Here is a 9,788-nt window from a genome sequence, read left to right on the forward strand (position 1 = left end):
GCTTGCGTTCACGCATCCGGTACGCCGGACTGTAGAACACGCCCTACCGGGGCCGTCAAGGTTTCTAGAGTATTTCGACTACGAGAAAGGTCCGTGTTCAGAACCGGACTCTTGACGCACAGCACCCGAAAGCCTACCGTCGCCTCATCCCGCTTAACAGAACTCACATCCCGCAATGAGGGACAGGAGGATCCATGCGTATGCTCCAACGGCTACGCGACACGGACACGTGCCTCGTCGGCACCTGGGTCAAGATCCCCGCGCTGGAGACGATCGAGCTTTTGGCCCGGGCCGGCTTCGACTTCGTGGTCGCCGACATGGAGCACAGCCCCATGACCCTGGAGTCGACCTACCGCGCGATCGTCGTCGCCCAGGGGCTCGGGATGCACGCCCTCGTCCGCGTCCCCGACGCGGGCGGCAGCCACCTGCAGCGCGTCCTCGACGCGGGAGCCGACGGCATCCTCGTCCCGCATGTGACCGGTCCGGCCGACGCCGGGCGCGCCATGTCCGGCATGCTCTTCCCCCCGCGCGGCGACCGGGGCCTCGGCACCACCTCCCGCGCCGGCACCTGGGGGCTCGACGCCACCGCCGACTACGTCCGGCGCGGCGACGAGGAGACCCTGCGCATCCCGCAACTCGAAGACCTCAGCGCGCTGGAGCAGGCCGAGGAGATCCTCGACACCCCGGGACTCAACGCCGCCTTCCTCGGCATGGGCGACCTGACCATGTCCACCGGGCTCAGCGCCACCGACCCGCTCCTCCAGCGGCACTCCGACAACCTGCTGAAGGCCGCCCGCGCCAGGAACATCCCGCTCGGCACCGCCTGCCGGGGCGCCGCCGCCGCCCGCGAGGCGGCCGGGCGCGGCTTCTCCTTCGTCATGATCGGCAACGACGCGGGCATCTTCGGCTCCGCCGCCGCCGAGCTCCGCCGCGCCGCCGGCTCACTGCCCCGCGTCTGACGGCCGCACCCCCTCGGCTCGCCCCCGACGCGTTCCTTTCCGACGTACGCGTCACGCCCCCACGAGAGGACCAGCAATGCCCTACGACCCGACCGACGCCCGCTCGGCACTGCCGACGGCGACCGCGCGGAAGCCGGCCGGCGCGCCCACGCCCGCGAGCCACGTCAAGTGGTACGACCTGCCGCCCGCCACGACGGACGGCGACACCCGCACCTGGTACGGCCGCAGCCAGCACCTGATCATCGGCTACACCGACCTCGTCACCCCGACCGGCTTCACCGTCCCGGCCACGCACGCCGACGAATGCGCCGTCCTCATGCCCGACCCCGGCACCTCCGCCACCGTCACGATCGACGGCAAGGCGACCGAGATCGGCGGCCAGACGCTCACCTTCATCCCGCCGGGCGCCGCCGACGTGCGCCTGTCCGGCACCGGCCGGGTCGTCACCCTCTTCACCGCCCGCTCCGGCGTGGCCCCCGGCCGGGCCGCCAACGAGGACGCCTACGCCGAGCCCCGCCCCGGCGTCGCCCCGCTGGTCAACTGGCCGGACCCGGTCGGCGGATTCCGGCTGCGCACCTACGACCTGGACGTGCCCGGCCTGGCCGACCCGCCGTTCCGCATCTTCCGGTGCACCTCGTTCATGGTGAACTTCACCCACCCGCGCACCGGGCCGCGCGACACCAGGCGCATGTCGCCGCACACCCACGACGACTTCGAGCAGTGCTCGCTCATCATCGACGGCACCTACACCCACCACCTGCGCTACGCCTGGACCACCGACCTGAGCCAGTGGCTCGACGACGAGCACGAGCAGTGCGGCAGCCCGTCGCTCACCGTCATCCCGCCCCCCGCCGAGCACACCAGCCAGGCCACCTCGGACGGCGTCAACCACCTGATCGACATCTTCTCCCCGCCACGCGCGGACTTCTCCCGCATGGACGGCTGGGTGCTGAACGCCGCCGACTACCCGATGCCCGGGGACGAGGCCACCGCATGAGCAGGATCGCCCCCATAGGCCCCGACGAGCTCGACGCCCGGCAGTGGCGCATCTACGACGCCCTGGTCAACGGCCGGCGCGCGGCCCAGCCCAGGCCGTTCCCCATCGTGGACGAGCAGGGCGCGCTGACCGGGCCGTGCAACGCCTGGCTGCTCAACTCCGCCATCGGCAGCGCGTTCGAGCAGCTCGGCGCGGCCGTCCGGTTCGAGATCTCGCTGACCGCCCGGGAGCGCGAGATCACCATCCTCAGCGTCGCCCAGCACCGCGACAGCCCCTACGAGCTGTACGCCCACCGGCTGGCCGGCCCCGCGGCGGGACTGTCGGAGCAGCAGGTCGAGGCGCTGTGCGCGGGCGAGGACCCCGGCTTCGCCGACGAGCGCGAACGCGTCGTGCTGGACACCGCCCGCCTCCTGCTGCGCACGGGCGCCCTCGACGACGCCGCCTACCAGCGGGCCGTCGAGACCCTCGGCACGCCCGGCCTGTTCGAGGTCACGGTGATCGTCGGCTGGTACAACCACCTGGCCACACAGCTGGCCGTGTTCGACGTCCGGCCGCCGGCCGAGACCGCCTGAACGGAAGCGAGGGAACAACGCGTGCCCGGAGGAACGCCCAGCGAGGTCGCGATCATCGGTGGCGGCTTCGGCGGCATCGCCGCGGCCGTCAAGCTCCAGCGGGCCGGGATCAACGACTTCACCGTCTTCGAACAGTCGCCCGCCCCCGGCGGCACCTGGTGGGACAACCGCTACCCCGGCTGCGAGGTGGACATCCCCTCACACGCCTACAGCTTCTCCTTCATGCCCTACGACTGGCCGCGCACCCACGCCACCCAGCCGGAGCTGCAGAAGTACGCCGAGGCCGTGGTCGACCGCTTCGGGCTGCGCTCCCGGTTCCGCTTCGGCGTCACGATCAGGTCGGTCGCCTGGGACGAGAGCGCCGCGCTGTACGTGGTCACCACCGATGACGGCGAGCAGCACCGGTTCCGCTTCGTGATCAGCGCCGTCGGGCTGCTGAACGTGCCCCGCTACCCGTCCTGGCCCGGCCTGGACGAGTTCGGCGGCGTCTCCTTCCACACCGCCCGCTGGGACGCCGGCGTGGAGCTGACCGGCAAACGCGTCGCCGTCGTCGGCACCGGCTCCACCGCGGTGCAGATCGTGCCCGCCATCGCCCCGGACGTCGAGCGGCTGGAGGTCTTCCAGCGCGAGCCCGGCTGGGTCGAGCCCAAGGGCGAGCGCGCCTTCACCCCCGCGGAACGGGCCCGCTTCCGGCGGCTGCCCGGCTGGCGCCGCCTCTACCGGCTCAAGCTCTTCCACACCTCGATGCGGCGCTTCAAGGCCTACGACGCTCAGGGCCGCGAACAACGCAGGATGCGCGAGGTGTGCCTGCGCTACATCGAGACCGCCGTCCACGACCCGGCCGTCCGCGCGGCCGTCACCCCCTCCTACCCCTGGGGCTGCAAGCGCCCCATCTACGCCAGCGGCTTCTACCCGGCGCTCAACCGGCCCAACGTCGACCTGGTGCCGCACGCCGTCACCAAGGTCACCGAGAAGGGAGTGGTCGACGACCAGGGCGTCGAGCACCCGGTGGACGTGCTCATCCTCAGTACCGGCTTCCAGCCCACCCGCTTCCTGTCCGGCTTCACCGTCACCGGCCGGCGCGGCGTGGAGATCCAGGAGTTCTGGGGCGAGCGCCCCCGCGCCTTCCTCGGCGTGACCGTCCCCGGCTTCCCCAACTTCTTCATCATGTACGGCCCCAACACCAACGGCGGCTTCTCCATCATCGCCCAGCTCGAACGCCAGGCCGAGATCGCCGTCCGCGCCATCCGCCGGGCCCGCCGCGCCGGCGCCGCCCGGGTCGACACCCGCGAGCGCACCCTCGACCGCTACGTGCGCTGGGTGGACCGCCAGCTCGCCGGCCACGCCTCGGCCATGGACGCCGGCTGCAACAACTACTACCACTCACCCTCGGGCGCGAACGTCACCCAGTGGCCCCGCACCCACTTCGTCTACTACCTGCTGTGCCGCACGCTGCCGGCATTCGGCCTGGTCTACCAGGGCCGGCGCACGGCACCCGGAAGGACATCATGACCAGCAGATTCGACGGCGCCGTCGCCGTCGTCACCGGGGCCGCCTCCGGCATCGGCGCGGCCACCGCCGAGCTGCTGTCGCGCGAAGGCGCGTCGGTCGTCGTGGTGGACGTCGAGCTGGAAGGGGCCGAGCGGGTCGCCGACGGCCTCCCGGGCCCGGCGCTCGTGGTCAAGGCCGACGTGTCCGACCCCGGCGACACCGACGCCTACCTGGCCGCCGCCGTCGCCCGCTTCGGCCGGGTCGACCTGCACCACCTCAACGCCGGCATCGTCGGCACCTTCGACCGGCTGCCCGAGATCCGCGTCGCCGACTTCGACCGGGTCGTGGCGGTCAACCTGCGCGGCGCCTTCCTCGGCGTGCGCGCCGCCTTCCGCCAGTACGCCGAGCAGGGCGGCGGCGGGGCCATCGTGCTCACCGCCTCCATCGCCAGCCTGCGCGGCAGCCACGATCTGCTGCCGTACGAGTCGTCCAAGCACGGCGTGCTCGGCGTGATGCGCGGGGCCGCCATGTACGGCGGCCCGCAGGGCGTGCGGGTCAACGCCGTGGCCCCCGGGCTCGTCCCCACCGGGCTGTTCACCGGCGCGGCGGGCAAGCCGGGCGCCGGCGACGACATCAGGCGGCGCGGCACCACCGTCCCGCAGCGGCGCACCGGCACACCGGAGGAGGTCGCCGCCGCGGTGGCCTTCCTGCTCAGCCCCGAGGCCTCCTACATCAACGGCGAGGTGCTGTCCGTGGACGGCGGCTCGGCCTGGGTCAACACCGTCCGCCCCGGCGGCGGCGCCGGCGCGTGGGACCCGTCCGCCGTGGACGAGGCCGCCCGCGTCATCACCGCGAAGGAGAACGGCTCATGATCGGCTTCGTCGGCCTGGGGAACATGGGCGGCCGCATCGCCCGCCGCCTCACCGCCGCCGGGCACTCCGTCCTCGGCCACGACCCGGCGCCCGGCGCGGCGGAGAAGGCGGGCGCGACCCCCGCCGCCACCGTCGCCGAGGTCGGCCGCGACGCCGAGCTGATCCTGCTGTCGCTGCCCGACAGCAAGGTCGTGGAGTCGGTGGTGCTCGGCGACGACGGCCTGCTCGCCCACGCCAGGAAGGGGCAGGTCATCGTCGACCTGAGCACCGCCGCCCCCGGCTCCACCCGCCGCCTGGCCGGCCTGCTGGCCGCAGAAGGAGCCCGCCTCATCGACGCCGGCGTCTCCGGCGGCGCCGCCGCGGCCGAACGCGGCACCCTCACGATCATGGCCGGCGGCGAGCGGGAGGAGATCGAGCGGATCACCCCGATCCTGGAGACGTTCGCCCAGAAGATCTTCCACATGGGCGGCCCCGGCACCGGGCACTCCGCCAAACTGCTCAACAACTTCCTCAACGCGGTCAGCCTGGCCGCCACCAGCGAGGTCATGATCGCCGGACGCAAGGCGGGGCTCGACCCGCACACCCTGCTCGACGTGCTCAACTCCTCCAGCGGCGCCAACTGGGCCACCGCCAACCGCTTCCCGCGCATCGTCGAGGGCGACTACCTGGAGGGCGGCCTGACCTCCACCCTCATGACCAAGGACATCGTCCTGTACGTCGACCACCTGCGCGCGCTCGGCGTCCCCTCGCTCAACGCGGCCGGACCGCTGGCCAGCTTCGGCCTGGCCGCCAACCTCGGCTACGCCGACCAGATCAGCAACCGCGTGGTCGACGCCATCGGCGACGTCGCCGGCGGCGTCCGCGTCCACGACCACCAGGAGGACTGACGTGAAGATCGTCAGAGGACGCGCCGCGGACGCCGCCACCTCACTCCGATCCGACACCTTCACCGGCACCGTGTGGGCCGACCCGGTCCTGCCCGCCACCGACGGCACCACCATCAACGTCGTCACCTTCGCTCCCGGCGCCAGAACCCACTGGCACGAGCACACCGGCGGCCAGATCCTCCAGGTCCTGGCCGGCCAGGGCTGGGTCTGCGCCGAGGGCGGGCCCGCCCGCCGCCTGCTGCCCGGCGACACCGTCTGGGTGCCGCCGGGCGAGCGCCACTGGCACGGCGCGAGCGAGACCACCCTGATGACGCACACCGCCATCTCCATCGGCCCCACCCGCTGGCACGACGAGGTCGCCGCGGGTGACTACGCCCGCGCCCACAACATTGAGGAGTCCGCATGACCGACACCGACGGCAAGGCCCAGGACCGCTTCGAGGCCGGCCTCGCCATGCGCAAGGCGGTGCTCGGCGCGGCCCACGTGGAGCGCTCGCTCGCCGCGGTGAGCGACTTCAGCCGGCCCGTGCAGGAACTGGTCACCGAGTACTGCTGGGGCGCCGTCTGGACCAGGGAGGGCCTGGATCGGCGTACCCGCAGCCTGCTCAACCTGGCCATGCTCACCGCGCTCAACCGCGGGCACGAGCTGTCGGTGCATGTACGCGGCGCGGTCGCCAACGGAGTCACGGAGACCGAGATCCAGGAGGCGCTGCTGCAGACGGCGATCTACGCCGGCGTGCCCGCGGCGCTGGAGGCGTTCCGCATCGCCGAGCGCACGCTCGGGGAGCTGCGCGCGGAAGGGGTGACGATCCCCTGAACGGCACCCCGCTCAAGCCCGGCGCCACGATCGGGTTCGTCGGCCTGGGCAACATGGGCCTGCCCATGGTCCGCAGGCTCCTCGCGGCCGGTTACCGGATCAGGGCCTACGACCGGGCAAGCGCCTCCGTGGACGCCCTCGCCGGCCACCTGGCCGGGTCCGACACGGATAGTGGGGTCGCCGCCGACGCCGCCGCCACCGCGCGAGGGGCCGACGCCGTCGTCCTCATGCTGCCCGACTCCGACGTCGTGGAGGCCGTCATGCACGACGACGGCCTCCTGGCGGCGGCCGCGCCGGGCACGATCGTCGTCGACATGGGCTCCTCGCGCCCGCTGAGCACCCGCGCGCTCGCCGAGCGGGCCGCCGCCAGAGGGGTGGGCCTGGTGGACGCGCCCGTCTCCGGCGGCGTCAAAGGCGCCGTGGACGGCACCCTCACCGTCATGGCGGGCGGCGAGCCCGGCGACTTCGACCGGGTGCGCCCGATCCTGGAGACGGTCGGCCGCCGGGTGCTGCACCTCGGCCCGGCCGGCGCGGGACACGCCCTCAAGGCGCTGAACAACCTCATGTCGGCCACCCACCTGCTGCTCACCAGCGAGGCCATGCTCGCCGGCCAGCGCTTCGGCCTCGACCCGGCGGTCATGCTGGAGGCCGTCAACGGCTCCAGCGGCCGCAGCGGCTCCACCGAACGCAAATGGCCGGACTACGTGCTGCCCGGGACGTTCGACTCCGGGTTCGGCCTGCGGCTGATGCTCAAGGACATGCGCATCGCGGTCGACCTGGCCGAGGCCACCGGCGTCGAGCCCCGGCTGGGCCGCGCGGCGACCGACCTGTGGGCCGACGCCGCCGACCACCTGCCACCCGCCGCCGACCACACCGAGATCGTCACCCGGCTACGGCAACTCCTGGAGGACCACCGGGACTGACCACGAGGCCGCCCTCCGACGAGATGAGGGCGGCCTTCCTCACCCACTCAGGCCAGGACACAGTGGGTACCGGTGAAGATCGTCGGCATGCACTTATTGCAGTGCACGCACAACGACCGGGTCGCGGGATCGGCCCGCAGCCGGTTGACCAGGTCGGGCTCGCGCAGCAGCGCGCGGGCCATGGCCACGAACTCGAAGCCCTCGGCCATGGCCAGATCCATCGTGGCGCGCTGGCTGATGCCGCCCAGCAGGATCAGCGGCAGCTTGAGCGCGGCCCTGAACCGGCGGGCGCCGTCGAGGAGATAGGCCTCCTGATAGGGGTAGGCGCGGATGAACCGGCCGCCGGTGAGCCTGACGCCCAGGCGCATCGGCTGCTTGAACGTGGCCGCGAACTCGCGCAGCGGAGCCTCGCCGCGGAAGAGGTACATCGGGTTCAGCAGGGAGCTGCCGCAGGTGAGTTCGAGGGCGTCCAGGCTGCCGTCCCGTTCGAGCCACCGCGCCACCTCAAGGCTCTCCTCGATCCCCAGGCCGCCGCGTACGCCGTCGTCCATGTTCAGCTTGGCCAGCACGGCCACGCGGTCACCGACGGCGTCGCGGACGGCGCGGGCCGCGCCGAGCGCGACCTTGGCCCGGTTGGCCAGCGAGCCGCCGTAGGCGTCGCGGCGCCTGTTGAGCCTGGGGCTGAGGAACGAGCTGGCGAAGTAGTTGTGCCCGAGATGGATCTCGACGGCGTCGAACCCCGCCCGTACGGCGAGCTCGGCGGCGGTGGCGTGCGCGGCGGTGATCCGCTCGATGTCGGCGACGGTGGCCCGGCGGGTCATGGCCATGGCCTGCGGATTCGCCCGCGCGGACGGCGCCAGCGCGGGCAGCCGGGTGGATCTGCTGTTGGCGACGGGCCCCGCGTGCCCGAGCTGAGCGGAGACGGCCGCGCCCTCCGCGTGCACGGCGTCGGTGAGGCGGCGCAGGCCGGGCAGGGCTTCCTGCCGCATCCAGAGCTGGTGGCGCTGGGTACGGCCCTCCGGGGCGACGGCGCAGTACGCGACGGTGGTCATGGCGGCGCCGCCGGCGGCGTGGGCGCGGTGGAAGGCGATGAGATCGTCGCCGACGAGGGCGTTCCTGGCCATGCCTTCGAAGGTGGCGGCCTTGATGATGCGGTTGCGCAGCGTGAGGGGGCCGAGCCGGGCCTGCTGGAACACATCCATGCTTGGGATCCTGTTCCGCCTCCAGCCGCCGGTCAATCGACGATCTCTGGGCGGCCGGCGGCTGGACGGGCGTGTCTGTGATGGCCGCTCTCCCATCATGTGATGAAACGATGACAAGACGGTCGAGGCCGCCGTTCGTCTGGTTGCTTGATGGCCATGCATTCGACGAGCAAGTTCTCCAGGATCGCCCGCGGCCGCGCCCGATCGGCCGGCGCCGCCGCCCTGACCGTCGCGCTGGCCGTCCCACTGGCGGCCTGCGGCGCGCAGGCGGGCGGCCAGGACGGATCGACCGCATCCGCCGCATCGCACGACGAGCCCGCGAAGGCGACCGGCGTCAGGGTGCTGTGGATGGGCGACTCCATCGCGGGCGCGCAGGCTCCCGCCCTGGAGGCCGCGCTGGAGGCCGGAGGCGTGGAATTCATGAACGCCACGTCCGACGGCGGCGGCAACGTCGTCGCCGGTGACCACCCGGTGACGAAGATGGGGGCCAAGAGCACCTGGAAGACGCTCCAGAAGCACCTCACGTCGTTCCGGCCGACCGTGGTCGCGTACCAGATCACCACCTACGACTGGGGGACCGGACGCCAGCAACTGACCGCCTACCGCAAGCTCGCCAGAACGGCCGAGGACGGCGGAGCCCGCCTCGTGCTCGTGTCCGCGCCCCCGTTCAAGATCGACGACTTCTTCCGTCCGCACGCGGCCGCGATCAAGAGCGCCCCCAAAATGGCGGCCAGGGCCGCCGAGGCCGAGAACGCCCGCTACCTGGACGCCTCCCAGCTGTGGGGGAACGACTACTCCGCCGAACGGGCGCAACGCGCCAAGGACGGCATCCACTCCTGTCAGCAGGGCTCAGCGGCCTTCGCCACCTGGTTCACCAAGCAACTGGGAGCACTGACCGACTTCACCCCAGCCGCCCCCGCCACCTGGGCCACCGGCTCATGGACCGGCGACGAACGATACGTCAAACTCGGCTGCGCCTGATGACGCCCCCATCCCCATCCCCATCCCCCTCCCCGTCCCCGTCCCCGTCCCCGTCCCCGTCCCCGTCCCCGTCCCCGTCCCCGTCCCC

11 protein-coding genes are annotated in these 9,788 nt (G+C 72.6%); 10 read left to right on the forward strand and 1 reads right to left on the reverse strand.

Annotated features, from left to right (window positions below; genetic code table 11):
* The first annotated feature begins 194 nt into the window (after nt 1-194).
* From B0I32_RS12825 to B0I32_RS12865, 9 genes are all read left to right on the forward strand, one after another.
* Nucleotides 195-959: an HpcH/HpaI aldolase family protein gene (locus B0I32_RS12825; protein ID WP_106238142.1), complete on the forward strand. Its 765-nt coding sequence runs from the start codon at nt 195-197 to the stop codon at nt 957-959.
* 76 nt (nt 960-1,035) lie between these two features.
* Nucleotides 1,036-1,956 (forward strand): cupin domain-containing protein, encoded by a 921-nt coding sequence (locus B0I32_RS12830; protein WP_106238144.1) that lies wholly within the window; start codon nt 1,036-1,038, stop codon nt 1,954-1,956.
* A complete protein-coding gene (locus B0I32_RS12835; RefSeq protein ID WP_106238147.1) occupies nt 1,953-2,528 on the forward strand; it encodes a carboxymuconolactone decarboxylase family protein in 576 nt (191 codons plus the stop codon). Before B0I32_RS12830 ends, B0I32_RS12835 begins: the two co-directional genes overlap by 4 nt.
* 21 nt (nt 2,529-2,549) lie before the next feature.
* Nucleotides 2,550-4,040: a flavin-containing monooxygenase gene (locus B0I32_RS12840; RefSeq protein WP_106238149.1), complete on the forward strand. Its 1,491-nt coding sequence runs from the start codon at nt 2,550-2,552 to the stop codon at nt 4,038-4,040.
* Entirely contained in the window at nt 4,037-4,891 is an 855-nt protein-coding gene (locus B0I32_RS12845; protein ID WP_106238151.1) for an SDR family NAD(P)-dependent oxidoreductase, read from the forward strand. Before B0I32_RS12840 ends, B0I32_RS12845 begins: the two co-directional genes overlap by 4 nt.
* Entirely contained in the window at nt 4,888-5,778 is an 891-nt protein-coding gene (locus B0I32_RS12850; protein ID WP_106238153.1) for an NAD(P)-dependent oxidoreductase, read from the forward strand. Before B0I32_RS12845 ends, B0I32_RS12850 begins: the two co-directional genes overlap by 4 nt.
* 1 nt (nt 5,779) lies before the next feature.
* Nucleotides 5,780-6,184, forward strand: a complete 405-nt coding sequence (locus B0I32_RS12855; protein WP_106238155.1) for a cupin domain-containing protein — start codon at nt 5,780-5,782, stop codon at nt 6,182-6,184.
* Nucleotides 6,181-6,594 (forward strand): 4-carboxymuconolactone decarboxylase, encoded by a 414-nt coding sequence (pcaC, locus tag B0I32_RS12860; RefSeq protein ID WP_106238157.1) that lies wholly within the window; start codon nt 6,181-6,183, stop codon nt 6,592-6,594. Before B0I32_RS12855 ends, pcaC begins: the two co-directional genes overlap by 4 nt.
* A gap of 29 nt (nt 6,595-6,623) precedes the next feature.
* Nucleotides 6,624-7,517 (forward strand): NAD(P)-dependent oxidoreductase, encoded by an 894-nt coding sequence (locus B0I32_RS12865; RefSeq protein ID WP_281262591.1) that lies wholly within the window; start codon nt 6,624-6,626, stop codon nt 7,515-7,517.
* Between the two features lie 47 nt (nt 7,518-7,564).
* Here the strand turns inward: B0I32_RS12865 and B0I32_RS12870 are convergent, their stop codons facing one another.
* Complete coding sequence (locus B0I32_RS12870; protein WP_106238161.1) at nt 7,565-8,719, reverse strand: NADH:flavin oxidoreductase; 1,155 nt, start codon at nt 8,717-8,719, stop codon at nt 7,565-7,567.
* Nucleotides 8,720-8,875: 156 nt separating this feature from the next.
* Here B0I32_RS12870 and B0I32_RS12875 point away from each other — a divergent pair, with 156 nt between their 5' ends.
* Nucleotides 8,876-9,700 carry an SGNH/GDSL hydrolase family protein gene (locus B0I32_RS12875; protein WP_106238163.1) on the forward strand — a complete coding sequence of 275 codons (825 nt, stop codon included), beginning with the start codon at nt 8,876-8,878 and terminating at the stop codon, nt 9,698-9,700.
* Nucleotides 9,701-9,788: the final 88 nt, after the last annotated feature.

Origin of the sequence: Nonomuraea fuscirosea (genome assembly GCF_003001935.1) — a bacterium.
Classification (GTDB): Bacteria; Actinomycetota; Actinomycetes; order Streptosporangiales; family Streptosporangiaceae; genus Nonomuraea; species Nonomuraea fuscirosea.

What these genes read in the sequence shown, in the direction of transcription:
- B0I32_RS12830 (WP_106238144.1), top strand. Translation starts at nt 1,036, where the DNA reads ATGCCCTACGACCCGACCGACGCCCGCTCGGCACTGCCGACGGCGACC.
- B0I32_RS12845 (WP_106238151.1), top strand. Translation starts at nt 4,037, where the DNA reads ATGACCAGCAGATTCGACGGCGCCGTCGCCGTCGTCACCGGGGCCGCC.
- pcaC (WP_106238157.1), top strand. Translation starts at nt 6,181, where the DNA reads ATGACCGACACCGACGGCAAGGCCCAGGACCGCTTCGAGGCCGGCCTC.
- B0I32_RS12870 (WP_106238161.1), bottom strand. Translation starts at nt 8,719, where the DNA reads ATGGATGTGTTCCAGCAGGCCCGGCTCGGCCCCCTCACGCTGCGCAAC.
- B0I32_RS12835 (WP_106238147.1), top strand. Translation starts at nt 1,953, where the DNA reads ATGAGCAGGATCGCCCCCATAGGCCCCGACGAGCTCGACGCCCGGCAG.
- B0I32_RS12875 (WP_106238163.1), top strand. Translation starts at nt 8,876, where the DNA reads ATGCATTCGACGAGCAAGTTCTCCAGGATCGCCCGCGGCCGCGCCCGA.
- B0I32_RS12850 (WP_106238153.1), top strand. Translation starts at nt 4,888, where the DNA reads ATGATCGGCTTCGTCGGCCTGGGGAACATGGGCGGCCGCATCGCCCGC.
- B0I32_RS12825 (WP_106238142.1), top strand. Translation starts at nt 195, where the DNA reads ATGCGTATGCTCCAACGGCTACGCGACACGGACACGTGCCTCGTCGGC.